Origin of the sequence: Halomonas sp. DP1Y21-3, assembly GCF_019801245.1 — a bacterium.
In the GTDB taxonomy this organism is placed as follows: domain Bacteria; phylum Pseudomonadota; class Gammaproteobacteria; order Pseudomonadales; family Halomonadaceae; genus Halomonas; species Halomonas litopenaei.
The window spans coordinates 1058855-1075759 of record NZ_JAHVJM010000001.1 but is presented as its reverse complement, the minus strand read 5'-3'; the positions used below and the strand labels follow the sequence as shown (position 1 = coordinate 1075759).

Below are 16905 nucleotides of genomic sequence, written 5' to 3'. Positions count from 1 at the left end.
GTGGGCTGGGCGAGCGACTCGGAACAGCTGCCCGAATGAGAGAGGAGAACAACGATGAGCAATAAACTCGATCAGATCGAAGCCCGCGTGCGTGGTGCCGTCGAGGATGACCCCGAACAGGGCGTCTTTCGCTGCCACCGCAGCATGTTCACCGACCCCGAGTTCTTCGAGCTCGAGATGAAGCACATCTTCGAGGGCAACTGGCTGTTCATGGCCCACGAGAGCCAGATCGCCGAGCCCGGTGACTACTTCACCCTGAACATGGGGCGCCAGCCGGTGGTCATCACCCGCGACAAGGAGGGCGAGCTTCACGCCCTGATCAACGCCTGCGCCCACCGCGGTGCCACCATCTGCCGTCGCAAGCAGGGCAACAAGGGCACCTTCACCTGCCCGTTCCACGGCTGGACCTTCAAGAACGACGGGCGTCTGCTCAAGGCCAAGAACGAGAAGGCCGGCGCCTACCCGGACGCCTTCAAGCAGGACGGCTCCCACGACCTCAAGCGCCTGCCCAAATTCAGCAATTACAAGGGCTTCCTGTTCGGCAGCCTGAGCGACGACGTCATGCCCATCGAGGAGTACCTGGGCGAGACCATGAAGGTCATCGACAACATCGTCGACCAGGCCCCGGAAGGTCTCGAGATCCTGCGCGGCACCTCGTCCTACACCTACACCGGCAACTGGAAGCTGCAGGCCGAGAACGGCGCCGACGGCTACCACGTCAGCACCGTGCACTGGAACTACGCCTCCACCATGGACCGTCGCAACTACGACGAAGGCGGCACCAAGGCGGTGGACGCCGACGGCTGGTCCAAGTCCAAGGGCGGTTTCTACTCCTACGAGAACGGCCACATGATGCTGTGGACCCGGCTGCTCAATCCCGAGGTGCGTCCGGTCTACGAGCACAAGGAGCGCATCGAGAAGGAGCTGGGCGAGGCCCGCGCCGACAACATCGTCAACCAGACCCGCAACCTGTGTCTGTACCCCAACGTCTATCTGATGGACCAGTTCTCGACCCAGATTCGGGTGCTGCGTCCGCTGGCGGTGGACCGTACCGAGGTCACCATCTACTGCTTCGCGCCCAAGGGTGAATCGGCGGAGAACCGTCGCGTGCGCATCCGCCAGTACGAGGACTTCTTCAACGTCAGCGGCATGGGCACGCCGGATGACCTGGAGGAATTCCGCGGCTGCCAGAACGGCTACAACGGTGCCCTGGCCGAATGGAATGACCTGTCGCGTGGCGCCAAGCAATGGATCGATGGTCCCGACGAAGACGCCAGCGCCATCGACATGAAGCCGCTGAAGAGCGGTGCCTCGCCGGAGGACGAAGGCCTTTACGTGCTGCACCACCAGCACTGGGTCGAGGAAATGCTGCGCGCCATCGACAAGGAACGCAGCCAGTTCATCGCCACGGCCTCAGCCTGAATCCTGCGGAAAGGAGACGAATCATGAGCATCAGCTATCACGACATCCAGGCCTTTCTTTATCGCGAAGCACGCCTTCTGGACGAACGCGAGTGGGACGAGTGGCTGACCCTGTACCACAAGAAGGCCGAGTTCTGGATGCCCTGCTGGGACGACGACGACACCCTGACCGGCGACCCGAACAGCGAGATTTCGCTGATCTACTACCCCAATCGGGAAGGGCTCGAGGATCGCGTCTATCGGATCAAGACCGAGCGCAGTGGCGCCAGCACGCCGGAGCCGCGCACCACCCACCAGATCACCAATATCGAGGTGATGAAGGAGGAGGGCGACAGCCTGGAGGTGCGCTTCAACTGGCACACCCTGAGCCACCGCTACAAGCAGACCGACAGCTACTTCGGGGTGTCTTTCTACACCCTGGACGTGTCCGGTGACAGCCCGCTTATCACGCGCAAGAAGGTGCAGCTCAATAACGATTATATCCACCAGGTCATCGACGTTTATCACATTTAAGTCGGTGAAGGAGAACGACCATGAGCTTCACCATCGCGCTCAACTTCGAAGACGGGGTGTCGCGCTTTATCGACTGCAACGAGGGCGAAACCGTCCTCGATGCGGCCTACCGCAACAAGGTCAACCTGCCGATGGACTGCTCCGACGGCGTCTGCGGCACCTGCAAGTGCCACTGCGACCAGGGCGAGTTCGAGCTGGGTGACGAGTACATCGATGAGGCGTTGTCCGACGAGGAGCTGCACGAGGGGCAGGTGCTGACCTGCCAGATGGTGCCTTCCTCTGACTGCGTGCTGTCGGTGCCGGTGGCCTCGACCGTATGCAAGACCGAGGTCGACAGCCGTGCCTCCACGGTGGTCCACGTCGAACCCTTGTCCGAGGACTCCATCGAGCTTGCCATCGATATCGAAGGCGAGCCGCTGAACTTCCTGCCGGGGCAGTACGTGCACCTGGAGGTACCGGGCTGTGGTGAGCACAGAAGCTATTCGTTCAGCTCGCTGCCGGGGGAATCCCGCGCCAGCTTCCTGATCCGCAATGTGCCGGACGGGCTGATGAGCGGCTATCTGGCGGACAAGGCCAAGGCCGGTGACGCCATGGCGGTGACCGGCCCCATGGGCAGCTTCTACCTGCGCGCCATCCAGCGCCCGATCCTGATGCTGGCCGGTGGCACCGGGCTTGCTCCCTTCCTGTCGATGCTCAAGCAGCTTGCCGCGCTCGAGGCCCAGGGCGAGGGAGCAGGCCAGCCGATCCACATGATCTATGGCGTGACCAAGGACGATCATCTGGTCAAGTGCGAAGAGCTCGACGCGGCGGTCGAGGCGCTGCCCGACTTCGACTACCTGACGGTGGTCGCCGACGAGGACAGCAGCCACGAGCGCAAGGGCTACGTCACCCATCACATGGACCCGCAGAAGCTGCATGACGGCGACGTCGACGTCTACCTGTGCGGCCCGCCGCCGATGGTGGACGCGGTGCTAAAGCACTTCGACCAGCAGGGCATCAAGCCGGCGAGCTTTCACTACGAAAAGTTCACGCCCAACTGACGCGTCCTGCCCGGAACCAGATTCGGCGAGGGAGACCTTTCGCCCTTGCCGACAAGAGACAGCCGTCAGCCGACAACAGACAGCCGCAGGCCGGGGCTCTCTGTCCAGCGAGAGCCCCGCAATCTCATAACGATAATCACAACCTGACGAGACATGATCATGGCCAAGCTCACTATCGATAAAAACCTCAACACCGATAACACGCCCAGCACCGATAACACGTACAGCCGCCGCCAGGCTTCCCAGTCATCCCGGCGCCGCAGCCCGCTTGCACGTTCGCTGCAGGCCGCGACCCTGGCGCTGGCCGGCGCCGCCCTGTCCACCCAGGCCCTGGCCGAGCACGACGTCAAGCTCGGGCTGATGCTGCCGTACTCCGGCACCTACGCCGCACTGGGCGAGTCCATCACCAATGGGCTGAAGCTCGCCATCGAGCAGGAGGGCGGCAGCCTCGGTGGTCATGGCGTCGAGTACGTGACCCTGGACTCCGAGGCCAACCCCTCCAAGGCGCCCCAGAACATGAGCCGCCTGGTCAAGGGTGATGGCGTCGACGTGGTCATCGGTCCGGTCCACTCCGGCGTCGCCATGGGCATGCTGCGGGTGGCCAAGCAGACCGGCGCCATCACCATCATCCCTAACGCCGGACTCGAGGCGGCCACCAACCAGCTGTGCATGCCCAACGTCTTCCGCACCTCGTTCAGCATGTGGCAGAACAGCTACCCCATGGGCCAGGTGGCCTACGACCAGGGCCATCGCAAGATCGTCACCATCACCTGGGACTACGCCGGCGGCAAGGAAGACCTGGCCGGCTTCGAGCAGGCCTTCACCGATGCCGGTGGCGAGATCGTCGAGCAGATCCTGGTGCCGTTTCCGAGCACCGAGTTCCAGACCTACCTGGCGCAGATCGCCAGCATCGCTCCGGACGCCGTCTACACCTTCTTCGCCGGTGGTGGCGGGGTCGGCTTCGTGCGGGACTACGCCGCTGCCGGGCTCAACGACAGCATTCCGCTGTATGGCTCGGGCTTCTTGACCGACGGTAACCTGGGGGCACTGGGTGAGGCCGCCAACGGCGTGCAGACCACCATGCACTACGCCGAGACCCTGGACACCCCGCAGAACCAGGCCTTCGTCTCGGCCTACCAGGAAGCCTACGGCGAGGCCCCGGACACCTACGCGGTGCAGGGCTACGACGCCGGCAAGCTGCTGGCTCAGGCCTACGCCTCGATTGACGGCGAGCCGGACCGCGAGGCCTTGATCGCTGCGCTGGAAGCGGTGGAACTCGACAGCCCGCGCGGCCCGGTGAGCTTCTCGGCCTCCCACCATCCGATCCAGAACGTCTACCTGCGCGAGGTAAGGGATGGCGAGCACCACGTCACCTCGATCGCCAGCGAGCAGCTGGAAGTTCCCGACAGCGCCTGCCCGATGAAGAGCTGAGGCGACCTTCGTTCACCGCGTCAATGACCTGGCCGAGGTGCCCGCGAATACCGGGCGCTCTCGGGCGGGCCAACGCCAAAGGAGTTCTTCATGGACCTTGCCTTCTTCGGGGTGCAGCTGCTCAACGGCTTTCAGTACGGCCTGCTGCTGTTCCTCATCGCCAGCGGCCTGACGCTGATCTTCGGCATCATGGGCATCATCAACCTGGCCCACGGCGCCATGTACATGATCGGCGCCTATCTGGCCTTCGACCTGACCCAGCGCCTCGGCAACTTCTGGCTGGCGATCCTGATCGCGGTGCCCATCGCGGTGCTGCTGGGGCTGGTCATCGAGCGGCTGTTTCTCGACACCCTGTACAAGCGTGACCACCTCTACCAGGTGCTGTTGACTTTCGGCCTGATCCTGGTGCTCAACGAGGCCCAGCGCATCATCTGGGGCGGCGACGTCCACTCGGTGGCGCTGCCGGAGCCCTTTACCGGCGCCATCGCCCTGACCGACAACCTGCAGTACCCGGTCTATCGGCTGTTCGTGGCGGCGGTGTGCCTGGTGCTGGCGGGGGCCATCTACTGGATCATCCGCCACACCCGGCTCGGTATCGTGATCCGCGCCGGCGCCGTCAATCGCGAGATGGTCGAAGGGCTCGGCATCAATATCCGCACCCTGTTCACCCTGATCTTCAGCGTCGGCGTGGCACTGGCGGCCTTCGCCGGGATGATGGCGGCGCCGCTGTCGTCGATCACGCCGGGTATGGGTGACTCGATCTTGATCACCTGCTTTGTGGTGGTGGTCATCGGCGGCATCGGCTCGATCAAGGGGGCCTTCTTCGGCGCGCTGTTGATCGGCATGGCCGAGACCTTCGGTCCGGTGCTGATCCCGAGTCTCGCCAGCATGCTGATCTACCTGATCATGGCGCTGGTGCTGTTGATCAAGCCGCGCGGCCTGTTCGCCTGAGACCCGACGACAATCACCCTCCGCTCGGGCATCCCTTGCCGCCTGATCGGACCCCTTTGCAGACGGGATACCCGTCTGGAGGAGAAACACCATGTTGCATCGATATCCCAAGCGCGTGACGGTCCTGCTGCTGGCGGGCCTGGCGCTGCTGATCGCCTATCCGGCCTGGGGGCCGGCGGTATTCGGGGAGTCCAGCGCCTTCTTCATGGAGAAACTGACCCTGATGCTGATCTTCGCCCTGTTCGCCGTCAGTCTCGACCTGCTGGTCGGTATCCTTGGCCTGGTCAGCCTGGGCCATGCGCTGTTCTTCGGCCTGGGGGCCTACACCCTGGCGATGGCCAGCCCCGACTTCAGCGCCGCCTCGCTGTGGTGGATGCTGCCGCTGGTGATGCTGGTCTCCGGCCTGGTCGCCGCCATCGTCGGCCTGCTGGTGCTGCGTACCAAGGGCATCTTCTTCATCATGACCACCCTGGCCTTCGGCCAGATGCTGTTCTACACCGTCAGCACCTCCAGCATGACCGGCGGTACCGACGGCGTCTTCATCATGTTCCGCCCGAGCCTTGCCATGGGCGAGACACCGCTGATCGACCTCGACAACCCGCTGACGTTCTTCTACTTCTGCCTGGCTCTGCTGGTGGCGGTCTACCTTATCCTGCGCGCCCTGACCCGTTCCCACTTCGGCCAGGTGCTCGACGGCATCCACGACAACGAGCACCGCATGCAGGCGCTGGGCTACGCCACCACCGGCTACAAGCTGATCGCCTTTGTGGTTTCGGCGATGATCGCCGGCGTCGCCGGCATGCTGGCGGCCATGCAGTACGGCTTCGCCAACCCGGCCCAGCTTGGCTGGCACCACTCCGGCGAGGTGCTGATGATGGTCATCCTCGGCGGCATGGGCACCATCTTCGGGCCGATCCTCGGCGCCTTCGCCTACGAACTGCTGCTGTACTTCTACGAGCACCTGACCAACCACTGGCCGATCCTGATGGGCCTGACCATCATCGTCGCGGTGCTGGTGCTGCCCAAGGGCATCGCCGGGCTGCTGCTCGACCCGCCGGGGCGCCAGGCGTCGCTGCTGGGGCGGCTTGGCGGTGGCAAGGACAACCTGGCGAAGGGCAAACAGACTTCCGCCTCCGACAGCGACGGCAAGAACGTCGGCAAAAGCGTCGGGGAGGTGTCCTCATGAGCAGCATGCTCAAGACCCGCGGGCTGACCCGCAGCTTCGGTGGCCTGCTGGCGGTCAATGACGTCGACTTCGAGGTCGAGCAGGGCGAGATCCACGCCATCCTCGGCCCCAACGGTGCCGGCAAGAGCACCCTGATCAATCTGCTGTCCGGCGAGATTCCGCCGACCCGCGGCGAGATCGAGTATCGCGGCAGTGCGATCCAGGGCAAGAAGGCCCACCAGGTCGCCCGACTCGGTATCGGTCGCAGCCACCAGAAGACCAATATCTTTCCGCGCCTGAGCTGTCTGCAGAACTGCCAGCTGGCCGCGCGCATCCACCACGGTGGCGTCATCGGCAGCTGGCGCTCGCGCCGGCGGGCCCGCGAAGTCGATGAGCGGGCGCTGGCCGCGCTGGACACCTGTGGTCTTGTGACCCGGGCCCATACGGTGTCCTCCGGCATGAGCTACGGCGAGCAGCGCCAGCTGCAGATCGCCATGGTGCTGGCGACCCAGCCACAGCTGATGCTGCTGGACGAGCCGATGGCCGGCATGGGCCGGGAGGAGACCGACCAGGTCGCCGACCTGCTCAAGCGGCTGTCTCGCGACTACACCATCGTGCTGATCGAACACGACATGGACTCGGTGTTCCGCCTGGCCGATCGCATCACCGTGATGGTCGACGGTTGCGTGCTGGAAAGCGGCGACACCGAGAGCATTCGTGCAAGCGAAACGGTGCGTGACGTCTATCTGGGACGTCACGACAGCAGCGAGGACAGTCGCCCCAGCGATAGCGTCGATATCGGCAACGGCTCCAGCAATAGCGAGGTGACGTCATGAATGTGGCGATCAAGGAGGCGGGAACTCAACGGGTGGACGCTGCCGAGGATGTCGAGTCGCCGTTGATCGAGGCCACCGGCCTGCACACCTTCTACGGCGAAAGCCATGTGCTGCACGGGGTGGACCTGACCCTCAGGGCCGGCGAGACGCTGAGCCTGCTCGGTCGCAACGGGATGGGCAAGACCACCACCTTGAAGTCGATCCTCGGCTTCGTGCCGCCGCGCCATGGCGAGGTGCGGATCATGGGGGTGGACACCCGCAAGCGCCGTCCCTGGCAGATCATTCGTCAGGGTATCGGTTATGTGCCGGAAGGGCGGGGCATCTTTCCCGGTATCAGCGTGCGCGAGCATCTGGTGATGGCCGCACGCCCGGGAGCTGACGGTCGCACCGATTGGGACATCGAGCGGGTGCTGGACACCTTTCCCCGGCTCAAGGAGCGCATCGGCCACGATGGTTCGCTGCTGTCCGGCGGCGAGCAGCAGATGCTGTCGATCGGTCGCGCGCTGATGCTCAACCCGCGGCTGTTGATCCTCGACGAGGCCACCGAAGGGCTGGCGCCGCTGATCCGCGACGAGATCTGGTCGATCCTGCGCACCATCAAGGCCTCGGGCATCGCCAGCATCATCGTCGACAAGAACATCGACAACCTGCTCGAGGTGGGCGACCGCCACCTGTTGATCGTCAAGGGCAAGGTGGTGTTCGACGGTGACAGCCAGGCGCTGAGGGCCGATCCCTCGATCCTCGATACCCACCTCGGTGTGGGCTGAGGCCACGCCGTGGCCACTTCACCCACCGCATCCGACAGCAGAAGGACAGCAACATGAAGCGATTCGAAGGACAGGTGATGCTGATCACCGGCGCCGCCCAGGGGATCGGTCGGCGTCTGGCCGAGCGGGCCGGTGACGAGGGCGCTGCCCTGGTGCTGGTCGATCGTGCCGAACATGTCCACCAGGTGGCCCGCGAGCTTGGCGAGCAGGGAGTCGAGGTCCTTGCCCTGAACGCCGATCTGGAGACCTGGGAGGGCGCCGAGAGCGCCATCAAGAGCGCCATCGAGCGCTTCGGGCGACTGGACGTACTGGTCAACAACGTCGGCGGGACCATCTGGGCCAAGCCCTACAGCCACTACAGCCCGGAGCAGGTCGAGGCCGAGGTGCGTCGCTCGCTGTTTCCGACGCTGTGGTGCTGTCGTGCGGCGCTGCCTCACCTGATCGACAGCGGCGGCAATATCGTCAACGTCTCCTCGGTGGCCACCCGCGGGGTCAATCGGGTGCCCTACGCTTCAGCCAAGGGCGGGGTGAACGCCATGACCGTGGCGCTGGCCATCGAGATGGCCGAGCACGGCGTACGGGTCAACGCCACCGCCCCCGGCGGCACCGAGGCGCCGCCCCGGCTGACGCCGCGCAACGCCGAGCCCCAGAGCGAACAGGACAAGCTGTGGTACCAGCAGTTGATCGACCAGACCCTGGCGTCGAGCCTGATGCACCGCTACGGCACCCTGGACGAGCAGGTCGGGCCGATCCTGTTTCTGGCCTCCCGCGACGCCAGCTATATCACCGGCACGGTGGTGCCGGTGGCGGGCGGCGACCTGGGCTAGCCGGTTGATGCCGCGTGACGTGGACCCACTTTGCATCCCGCTGTACATGCGGGCACCGGGACGGCGTGGTGAATCTTGTATCCTCCTTGGCCTGGCCGCGTGCCGGGCCTTTTTTGTCTTCCGTCGACGTCGCCTGGGGTCCCACCAGCTGACATTCCTGGCCGGACATCGACGCCATCATCAAGGAGCCAGCCCATGCGCCGAACCGACTCCGATACCGTAACCGCACCCCAAGGGGCGGCTGCGGGGTCGTCCCTTTTTCGTGACCTGTCGCTGTCGGCGGTGACGGCAGGCTTTGTTGCGGTACTGATTTCCTACTCGGGGCCGCTGGCGATCTTCTTTCAGGCCGGTGCGGCGGCGGATATCTCGCCCGAGATGATGACCTCCTGGGTGTGGGCCATTTCGTTGGGGGCGGCGGTGTCGGGCATCGTCCTGAGCCTGTGGCTCCGGGTGCCGGTGGTGACGGCCTGGTCGGCGCCGGGTACAGCGCTGCTGATCACCCTTTTTCCGGAGCTGTCGCTGGGCGAGGCGGTAGGCGCCTACCTGACGGCGGCGGTGTTGATGCTGATCATCGGCGTTACCGGCAGCTTCGACCGTTTGATGGCGCTGATTCCGTCGGGCGTGGCCGCCGGCATGATGGCGGGTATCCTGTTCCAGTTCGGTCTGGGTGCCTTTGCGGCCATCGAGACCTCGCCCTGGCTCGCCGTCGGCATGCTGCTGGCCTATCTGGTGTTCAAGCGGCTGGCGCCGCGCTATTGCCTGATCCTGTTGCTGATCACCGGTGTGGTGCTCGCCGTGGTGCTGGAAGGCGCGAGTCTCGCCGGCGTCGGTGTGCACCTGGCGATTCCCCGCTTTATCGCTCCCGAGTGGACCATCACCAGCACCCTGAGCCTGGCGTTGCCGCTGGTGGTGGTGAGCCTGACCGGCCAGTTCCTGCCGGGAATGGCGATCCTGCACGCAGCGGGCTATCACACCAGGGCCCGGCCGATTCTGACGGTGGCCAGCCTGACCTCCTTCGCCACCGCCTGCTTTGGCGGCATCACCACGGTGATCGCGGCCATCACCGCTGCGCTGTGCACCGGCAAGGATGCCCACCAGGACCCGGGCCGTCGCTACGTCGCCGGGGTCGCCAACGGCGTCTTCTACCTGGTCGGCGGGCTGTTCGCCGGCACTATTGTGGCGCTCTTCACCTCCTTGCCCGGTGCCTTTGTGGCGGTACTGGCGGGGCTTGCCTTGATCGGAGCGATCACCAGCAATCTGGCCGCCATGATCGCCGCCGAGGGCCACCGCGAGGCCTCGGTGATCGCCTTTATGGTGACGGCCTCGGGCATGAGCCTGTTCGGTCTTGGCGCGGCCTTCTGGGGGGTGGTGATCGGCATGCTGGCGGTCAGGTTGCTGCATGGTGGACGCGCCGCAGCCTGACGCTGGCGGTGATACATGGTCCCAGGCCGAATGGCGCTCGAGCGTCGCGAATTCATCGATGTCAGCACCGTCGGTGAGCCTGACCTGCAGCCGTCTGATACCGCTGGATTAGTGTGCTGAAACGATCGCGGCGTCAGGGTGGGAGCGCGGGGTGACAAAGTTGCCGGCTATCATCGACGGAGCCCTATTTGGGCGCTGTCCGAAAAGTCGACGAGCGAAGGTTAGACAAGGCAAAAATCGGTGAGAAAGCGCAGTTTACGGAGTGTAAATGAGCATTTTGATCCGATTTTTAACGCCGTATTACCGAGTGCAGGCACTTTTCAGACAAGCCCTAGGCAAAGATGTCCGCTGTACTCGCTCGAATCGCCAGGAAACCGCCGTGACCCCGTATTCAAGAAGTGCTCTCGCCTGCCATGCGCTGGCGACCCTGATTCTGATCGCCTTTGGTCTGGTCTATCTCGGCCGCAGCGAATTCATGCCCTACCATGCCGCCGCCATGGGGCTCGACTGGGAGTCGGTCGCTCCAGGCACCCGACAGGTACTGCTGGCGCTGATGCATGCCCTGGGGGGCGCCTGTCTCAGCGTGGCGATGCTGGTCGGCGTTCTGCTGTGGGGGCCGTTTCGGAGGGGGGCCGACTGGGCGACCTGGACGGTGCCGCTGGCCGGCTTTGTGCTGTGTGCGACCTCGCTCTACGCTCAGGTCGGGGTCGCCCTCAGGACACCGGCGTCGCCTCCCATGCTGCCGGTCATCGCCGCCGGTGTCTTGCTGGCGCTGGGGCTGTGGCGGTCACGGCGCTGGCGCCAACGCGACGTCCCGTTGCACACCCGGTCGGACTCACGCTAGCGCACCGTGCTGACGGTAACCGCAGGGTCAGTCTCCCTCCCACTTCTCCAGCAGCCGGTCATGATAGCGCCCCAGCTCAAGAAGCCGACTGGCACCCCGCCCGCTTTCGCCAAGCCGTGCGCGCAGAAGGCGCAGGCGCTTCTCGCAAGCGCTTCGCTCGGCGGCTTCCTGTGTCTGCGCCAGCAGGTCTTCCACCTCACGAATCTCGCGCTGAAGCTGAAGCTCCGGGGGCAGATAGCCTGAGTTCTTCAGCAGTCGGTAGCCTGCCCGCAGCGCCTCGGGAATCATGCTGTCGTCGTCGAGTTCGATGGGCTTGCCGTGATCCGGCAGGTCGTCGAAGGCGCCTTCCTGCTGTGCCTTCTGGATACGTGCCTCGGCCAGTTGATCGAGCAGGGACATGGGAGCACCTCGTGGCGTAAAGCGGTCCTGTTGACCAGACTTTAGGCCATCGGCGCGCTCCCATCACCCGCCACCGGGAACCTTCAAGAGAAGGAAGGCTCGAGGGCTACAGCTCTGGATGTCGACGATGCCAGTCGGTGACCTGCTGGAAGGCCCAGCCAGCGCGTACCAGCATCGATTCGTCGAACATCGGTGCGATGAACTGGAAGGCGATGGGCCCGCCCTGCTGGCTGAAGCCCGCCGGCAGGGTAATGGTCGGGTGCCCGCTCAGATCGAAAGGACAGGTATAGCGCAGCATGCCGGAAAACAGCGCTTCATCCTCACCAAACTTCTCCATGAAGGCCATCGACGGGGCGGCGTAGGCGGTGACCGGGGCGATCAGCAGGTCGACACTGGCCAAGAGGCGATCGACCCGGCCCTTGAACTCGGCCCGGCGCAGCAGTCGTTGCTGGTGGTCCATGGCGCTCTGGGCGCGGCCCAGGTCGATCAGACCAGCAAGACCAGGGCCGTACGCTTCGCGCTGGCTGGGGAAGGTCTCGGCATGGGCTACGGCGGTCTCCACGCCGCACAGTGGCGCCCAGTCGAATACCGCCTGCTGGGTGTCGGGGAAGTCGATTTCCTCGATCACTGCACCGAGCTGTCCTAGCGTGGATACGACTTGTTCGAGGACGCCGCGGGTTTCGGTATCCACCGCTTCGATGGCCCAGCGAGGGTCGAGCCCGATACGCACGCCCTTCAGGCCTCGCGTCATGCCGGCCAGGTAATCCGGCACGGCGAGGGGAACGGCGGTGGGGTCACGTTCGTCGGCACCGGCAATAACGCCAAGCAGCGCCCCTGCATCGGCGGCGCTGCGGGCGATCGGCCCGATGTGGTCCATCGAGGCCGCCAGCTCGAAGGCGCCGTGTCGGCTGACTCGGCCCCAGCTCGGCTTGAGGCCGGTGACGCCGTTGGCGGCCGAGGGGAAGCGAATCGAGCCACCGGTGTCGGTGCCCAGCGAGCCAAAGCACAGCCCGGCGGCGGTGGCCACGCCGGAACCGCTGGACGAGGCGCCTGACCACAAAGCCTCGCCCCAGGGGTTGGTGGGCGGCGTGATGTCGGGGTGGTGATCGGCGAAGGCGCCTTCGGTCTGCTGCAGCTTGCCCAGCAGCACGGCCCCGGCCTGGTCGAGGCGTGTGACGACGCTGGCCGTTTCCCGGGGCACGTGGTCACGGTGCAGGGGCATGCCGTGGGTCGTCCGGGTCCCCGCTGTCCACAGCAGATCCTTGACGGCCACTGGAACACCCTGAAGCGGCCCCTTGTGGATGCCAGCGGCCAGATCGCGGTCCGCCTGGGCGGCCTGTTCAAGTGCACTGTCGGCCATGACGGTGACAAAGCTGTTCAGGGTGGTATCGACGCTGTCGATTCGCTCGAGCATGGTTCGAGTGACCTCGACGGCGCTCAGTTCCCTGGACTGGATTCGACGGCCGACCTCGATAAGGCCGTCAAAGTGCAGCGGATGGTCTGTCATTGTTGTCATCCTGATGGTGAGAGAAGACGCTCACCTTCAGGGTAGGCAGGGCGTGGGACTCAGGTTTGCCTGAACGGGCCAAGCGGTGGCCCGAGAGGGCCAGAGCGAGCTGGTGGGGTCACATCGTCTCGGGTGCGTGGCGACCTGCTTGCAGCAAGGTCGAGGGCGGATGACCGTAGGCCTGACGGAAGCTACGGCTGAAATGGGAGACACTGGTGAAGCCATGCTCCAGGGCGACCTCGGTGACGCTGCGGATACCACCTGCCCGCAGGGTGGCGCGACTCTGCTCCAGGCGAATCGCCCACAGGACTGCCATGGGGGTGTGACCGTGCTGAGCGAACAGCCGGGTGAGGGTGCGCCGAGAGACATGGTTGTCCCGGGCGATGCGATCGAGGCTCAGGGACGGGTCCTGGTGCTGTTGTCGAAGGTAGTGGCAAAGGCGTCGGTAGAGCGCGTCATTGCGACTGTCGCCAGCGCCGCCCAGCCCCTCGAGCACCAGAGCCGCCAGATCGACCATCGCCTCGCCGAGCCCGATCGACGACGCTTCGGCGTCTAGCCGGGCGCCGTCTCGGATCAACGCCTTCAAAGAGGTGGCGCCGGGCAAGGTCGCCGGGATAGGTCGCGCGGTCAGCGGCTCGGTGGAGGTCAGGCGACGCATCAAGGGCGCCCGAGGAAGGCGCACCAGATGAAGCGCGCTGGCGCTCAGGCACCATTCGAACGGGCGGCAGGCATCGTACAGCACCAGGTCGCCGGGCCCGATGGCGATACGCCGCTGATCCTGGTCGAGTCTGGCCGTGGCGTTCTCGAGAAAGCCGAGCCACAGGTCATCGTCGCTGTCGCGGGACAGGTGGTGTGACTGCCGGCGCCAGCGGTGGGAAGAGGCGGCCATGGTACTGATGGCGACGTCGCCGTATTGCCTGACGTTGAGACTGCCATGGAAGGGCCGTTCGTCGAGGCATTGGCTGTCGGCTGGAATGCAGTGGCTGCAGACGACGTCGTGCCAGAAGGCGAAGCGCTCTCGGGAGTCGATCTGTCGGGTGGTAAAGGCGGCCGTCATGCGGGTGTCCTTCCGGGCGGGGCGGCCACAGGGTCTCAAAATGGACATTGATGCCGCCATCGTCCCGACACTATAGCGCAGGCAGGGTCGGTGAACGCTCTGCAATAGCGGGTGCGGCGAACCTCTGTCTAGGCGAGGGCGTCCATCAGGCAGGCTCGATGTCTGTGGAACCTGCTCGCATTTCACTCCTCATCGCTGAACTCGGCAAAGAGTTCATGAACGAGGCTTCTCAGCCACTGGTTGGCGGGGTCCTGATGAAATCGGCGGTGCCAGAACAGGTTGATCGGCAAGGACGGAAAGTCCAGAGGGTGGGCGCGGGTCACCAGGCCAAAGCGCTCGGCGGTGGCCTCGGCCAGCTTGTCGGTCACCGTCACCACCAGATCGGTGCTGGCGATCACGAAGGGTACCGTGACGAAGTGGGGCATACGCAGGCACACCGGGCTTGGTACACCGGCCTCGGCCAGCACGTTGGCGATCGACTCGTGGCCTGTCCCCTGGGCATCGATCAGGACGTGGCGGGCGCGCACGAAGGCCTCGCGGGACAGCTCACCTTCGGCCAAGGGATGGCCCCGTCGCATCAGGCAGACGTAGCGCTGGGTGAACAGTCGACGCTGGTAGAAGCCGGCACCCAGCTGGGGAATCAATCCGACGGCAAGGTCGATTTCGCCGTCCTCCATGCGTCGCTTCAAGTTGTGGCCTCGCACTGTCTCGAGGCTGACGCCGGGCGCCGCCTTCTCCAGTGCTTCGAGCAGGCGTGGCAGAAAGACGATCTCGCCGATGTCGGTCATCGACACGGTGAAGCGCCGGTCGCTGGCGGCGGGGTGAAAGTCGCGCGCCAGATTGAGCCCCCGCTCCAGCTGTGACAGGGCGTCCTCGACCAGGGGGTGCAGGCGATTGGCGTAGGGGGTCGGTGCCAGCCCGCTCGAGGTTCGCTCGAACAGTTCGTCGTCCAGCAAGGTACGCAGGCGTTTCAGCGCGTGGCTGACGGCAGGTTGGGTGATGCCCAGTCTCTCGGCCACCCGGTTGAGGTTGCGCTTGCGGTGGATCAGGTCGAAGACCACCAGCAGGTTGGTATCGATATCGCTCAGACGGAGCATGGATGGGACTCCCAGGGGGCGACATTGGCCAGAATAGCTCGGCGAGTTTGCCTCAGTATGCCGTGAGAACGTGGCGATCCACGGTTAGACCTAAGTCCACCCCCGCAGGCTGAAATCCGGCGCAACCAGCTGACGTGGCGCTATATTCATACGGTTGATGGGAGACATGATCGTGGCTTTGTGGAGCCAAGGGGGGCGTCTTTCTAAGGTGGGGTCTCTAGATGGCTCGCCCCATGTCGAGACGACCTTCAGAGGAGCTTCACCATGACCCAGCCAGATCAAGCCTCCCAGCAAACACACGCCTTCTCGTACGCTCGACTGAGGGTGGCGGTCGTCGGCGGTGGCATCGGCGGCGTCGCCCTGGCCATCGGCCTTGGCCGCGCCGCGGACCTGGATGTTCGCCTGTATGAAGCGGCCAACGCCTTCTCCGAGATCGGCGCCGGCGTTTCCTTCGGACCCAACGCGGTGCGTGCCATCGAGCGCCTCGAGCTCAAGGCGCCGTATTCCGATATTGCCGATGGCTCCCCGGCGCCCTTCGAGGATGTCTGGTTCGAGTGGCGGCGCTGGCATGACGACAACTACCTGACGGCCTCCCTGGCCCCCGGTTGCGGGCAGTCATCGGTGCACCGTGCCGACTTTCTCGATGCCATCGTGGCCCATCTGCCGGAAGGTATCGCCCACTTTGGCAAGCGCCTGGCGTCCGTCGATCAGGACGATCACGGGTGCCGACTCGAGTTCACCGACGGCAGCCACGCCGAGGCCGATATCGTGATCGGCTTCGATGGCATCAAGTCGGTGGTGCGCGAGCACGTGTTGCCTCCGCAGGAGTACGGCTATCTGGGGCCTCGCTACAGCGGCACCGAGGCCTATCGCGGGATGATCGAGACCGGCGCCCTGGCCCAGGCCTTCGAGGCGGCCGGCGTCGAGCCGCGCCTGGCGCGGGTGCCGCAGATGTACCTGGGCCCGGATCGCCATGTGCTGACCTTTCCGGTCAAGGGGGCCGAACTCGTCAATGTGGTGGCCTTCGTCACCGATCGCCGCGCCACGCGCTTCACGCCGGCGGGGGACGCGCCCTGGGTGGTCGAGACCAGCCAGCAACAGATGCTCGATGACTTCCCCGGCTGGGGACCGGCGACCCGGACGATTCTCGGGCTGATCGAGGCGCCTACCCGCTGGGCGCTGCACGATATCGCGCCGCTGCCGCACTATCGGCGCGATCGCGTCCTGCTGGTGGGAGACAGCGCCCACGCCATGCTGCCCCACCAGGGGGCGGGTGCTGGACAGGCGCTGGAGGACGCCTATGTGCTGTCTGAGCTGCTTGCCGACCCGCGCTGTGATCGTTCCAGTGTCGAGGACGTCTTGGCGGCCTTCGAGACGGTGCGACGGCCTCGTGCCAGCCGAGTGCAGACCACTTCCTTCGAGGCTGGAGAGCTCTACGAGTACGCTGCGCCGGGGATCGGTGATGACGAGGCGCGTATCGCCAGAGAGCTGGAGCAGCGCTTCGACTGGCTGTGGCAGCACGACCCCGAGGACGACGTGATCGCCTCACGCCGGCAGTTGGGCTGGGCCGAGGCGAAAGCCGAACGCTGAGCGTCCTTGCGGTCGTGGGCTCAACCTTCGGGTCGCAA

16 protein-coding genes are annotated in these 16905 nt (G+C 65.2%); 12 read left to right on the top strand and 4 right to left on the bottom strand.

Annotation, left to right across the window (positions count from 1 at the left end; genetic code table 11):
• Positions 1 to 54: 54 nt before the first annotated feature.
• The 11 genes from KUV74_RS04680 (at position 55) to KUV74_RS04630 (ending at position 11217) form a co-directional block, all read left to right on the top strand.
• Entirely contained in the window at positions 55 to 1422 is a 1368-nt protein-coding gene (locus KUV74_RS04680) for a Rieske 2Fe-2S domain-containing protein (protein WP_108131176.1), read from the top strand.
• A gap of 23 nt (positions 1423 to 1445) precedes the next feature.
• Positions 1446 to 1934: a benzoate 1,2-dioxygenase small subunit gene (gene benB / locus KUV74_RS04675; protein ID WP_108131177.1), complete on the top strand. Its 489-nt coding sequence runs from the start codon at positions 1446 to 1448 to the stop codon at positions 1932 to 1934.
• 20 nt (positions 1935 to 1954) lie between these two features.
• Positions 1955 to 2974 (top strand): benzoate 1,2-dioxygenase electron transfer component BenC, encoded by a 1020-nt coding sequence (benC, locus tag KUV74_RS04670; protein WP_045991437.1) that lies wholly within the window; start codon positions 1955 to 1957, stop codon positions 2972 to 2974.
• A gap of 159 nt (positions 2975 to 3133) precedes the next feature.
• A complete protein-coding gene (locus KUV74_RS04665; protein ID WP_222515722.1) occupies positions 3134 to 4405 on the top strand; it encodes an ABC transporter substrate-binding protein in 1272 nt (423 codons plus the stop codon).
• A 90-nt stretch (positions 4406 to 4495) separates the two neighbouring features.
• Complete coding sequence (locus tag KUV74_RS04660; protein ID WP_045991438.1) at positions 4496 to 5356, top strand: branched-chain amino acid ABC transporter permease; 861 nt, start codon at positions 4496 to 4498, stop codon at positions 5354 to 5356.
• 91 nt (positions 5357 to 5447) lie between these two features.
• Positions 5448 to 6542, top strand: coding sequence for a branched-chain amino acid ABC transporter permease (locus tag KUV74_RS04655; protein ID WP_222515721.1), 1095 nt, complete (start codon positions 5448 to 5450; stop codon positions 6540 to 6542).
• A complete protein-coding gene (locus KUV74_RS04650) occupies positions 6539 to 7357 on the top strand; it encodes an ABC transporter ATP-binding protein (protein WP_124804963.1) in 819 nt (272 codons plus the stop codon). Before KUV74_RS04655 ends, KUV74_RS04650 begins: the two co-directional genes overlap by 4 nt.
• On the top strand, positions 7354 to 8124 hold the full coding sequence (locus KUV74_RS04645) for an ABC transporter ATP-binding protein (RefSeq protein WP_083970207.1): 771 nt from the start codon (positions 7354 to 7356) through the stop codon (positions 8122 to 8124). Before KUV74_RS04650 ends, KUV74_RS04645 begins: the two co-directional genes overlap by 4 nt.
• A 53-nt stretch (positions 8125 to 8177) precedes the next feature.
• A complete protein-coding gene (gene benD, locus KUV74_RS04640; protein ID WP_222515720.1) occupies positions 8178 to 8951 on the top strand; it encodes a benzoate diol dehydrogenase BenD in 774 nt (257 codons plus the stop codon).
• Between the two features lie 195 nt (positions 8952 to 9146).
• Positions 9147 to 10373, top strand: a complete 1227-nt coding sequence (locus KUV74_RS04635) for a benzoate/H(+) symporter BenE family transporter (protein WP_222515719.1) — start codon at positions 9147 to 9149, stop codon at positions 10371 to 10373.
• Positions 10374 to 10752: 379 nt separating this feature from the next.
• Positions 10753 to 11217, top strand: coding sequence for a hypothetical protein (locus tag KUV74_RS04630; protein WP_052704224.1), 465 nt, complete (start codon positions 10753 to 10755; stop codon positions 11215 to 11217).
• Between the two features lie 27 nt (positions 11218 to 11244).
• Here KUV74_RS04630 and KUV74_RS04625 read toward each other — a convergent pair whose 3' ends face one another.
• The 4 genes from KUV74_RS04625 to KUV74_RS04610 all read right to left on the bottom strand — a co-directional run bounded on the left by KUV74_RS04625 (position 11245) and on the right by KUV74_RS04610 (position 15277).
• The gene (locus KUV74_RS04625) at positions 11245 to 11616 is read right to left on the bottom strand and encodes a DnaJ family domain-containing protein (RefSeq protein WP_108448480.1); all 372 of its coding nucleotides are present in this window, start codon (positions 11614 to 11616) and stop codon (positions 11245 to 11247) included.
• A 106-nt stretch (positions 11617 to 11722) separates the two neighbouring features.
• Positions 11723 to 13123, bottom strand: coding sequence for an amidase (locus tag KUV74_RS04620; protein WP_222515718.1), 1401 nt, complete (start codon positions 13121 to 13123; stop codon positions 11723 to 11725).
• A gap of 118 nt (positions 13124 to 13241) precedes the next feature.
• Positions 13242 to 14180, bottom strand: a complete 939-nt coding sequence (locus tag KUV74_RS04615) for a helix-turn-helix domain-containing protein (RefSeq protein WP_222515717.1) — start codon at positions 14178 to 14180, stop codon at positions 13242 to 13244.
• Between the two features lie 182 nt (positions 14181 to 14362).
• Positions 14363 to 15277 (bottom strand): LysR family transcriptional regulator, encoded by a 915-nt coding sequence (locus KUV74_RS04610; protein ID WP_222515716.1) that lies wholly within the window; start codon positions 15275 to 15277, stop codon positions 14363 to 14365.
• Positions 15278 to 15541: 264 nt separating this feature from the next.
• Between KUV74_RS04610 and salA the strand changes: the two genes are divergently transcribed.
• On the top strand, positions 15542 to 16867 hold the full coding sequence (gene salA / locus KUV74_RS04605; protein ID WP_222515715.1) for a salicylate 1-monooxygenase: 1326 nt from the start codon (positions 15542 to 15544) through the stop codon (positions 16865 to 16867).
• Positions 16868 to 16905 lie beyond the last annotated feature (38 nt).

Bases quoted from the DNA above. Each gene is read 5' to 3' on its own strand.
- KUV74_RS04680 (WP_108131176.1), top strand. From the start codon at position 55: ATGAGCAATAAACTCGATCAGATCGAAGCCCGCGTGCGTGGTGCCGTC.
- benB (WP_108131177.1), top strand. From the start codon at position 1,446: ATGAGCATCAGCTATCACGACATCCAGGCCTTTCTTTATCGCGAAGCA.
- benC (WP_045991437.1), top strand. From the start codon at position 1,955: ATGAGCTTCACCATCGCGCTCAACTTCGAAGACGGGGTGTCGCGCTTT.
- KUV74_RS04665 (WP_222515722.1), top strand. From the start codon at position 3,134: ATGGCCAAGCTCACTATCGATAAAAACCTCAACACCGATAACACGCCC.
- KUV74_RS04660 (WP_045991438.1), top strand. From the start codon at position 4,496: ATGGACCTTGCCTTCTTCGGGGTGCAGCTGCTCAACGGCTTTCAGTAC.
- KUV74_RS04655 (WP_222515721.1), top strand. From the start codon at position 5,448: ATGTTGCATCGATATCCCAAGCGCGTGACGGTCCTGCTGCTGGCGGGC.
- KUV74_RS04650 (WP_124804963.1), top strand. From the start codon at position 6,539: ATGAGCAGCATGCTCAAGACCCGCGGGCTGACCCGCAGCTTCGGTGGC.
- KUV74_RS04645 (WP_083970207.1), top strand. From the start codon at position 7,354: ATGAATGTGGCGATCAAGGAGGCGGGAACTCAACGGGTGGACGCTGCC.
- benD (WP_222515720.1), top strand. From the start codon at position 8,178: ATGAAGCGATTCGAAGGACAGGTGATGCTGATCACCGGCGCCGCCCAG.
- KUV74_RS04635 (WP_222515719.1), top strand. From the start codon at position 9,147: ATGCGCCGAACCGACTCCGATACCGTAACCGCACCCCAAGGGGCGGCT.
- KUV74_RS04625 (WP_108448480.1), bottom strand. From the start codon at position 11,616: ATGTCCCTGCTCGATCAACTGGCCGAGGCACGTATCCAGAAGGCACAG.
- KUV74_RS04620 (WP_222515718.1), bottom strand. From the start codon at position 13,123: ATGACAGACCATCCGCTGCACTTTGACGGCCTTATCGAGGTCGGCCGT.
- KUV74_RS04615 (WP_222515717.1), bottom strand. From the start codon at position 14,180: ATGACGGCCGCCTTTACCACCCGACAGATCGACTCCCGAGAGCGCTTC.
- KUV74_RS04610 (WP_222515716.1), bottom strand. From the start codon at position 15,277: ATGCTCCGTCTGAGCGATATCGATACCAACCTGCTGGTGGTCTTCGAC.
- salA (WP_222515715.1), top strand. From the start codon at position 15,542: ATGACCCAGCCAGATCAAGCCTCCCAGCAAACACACGCCTTCTCGTAC.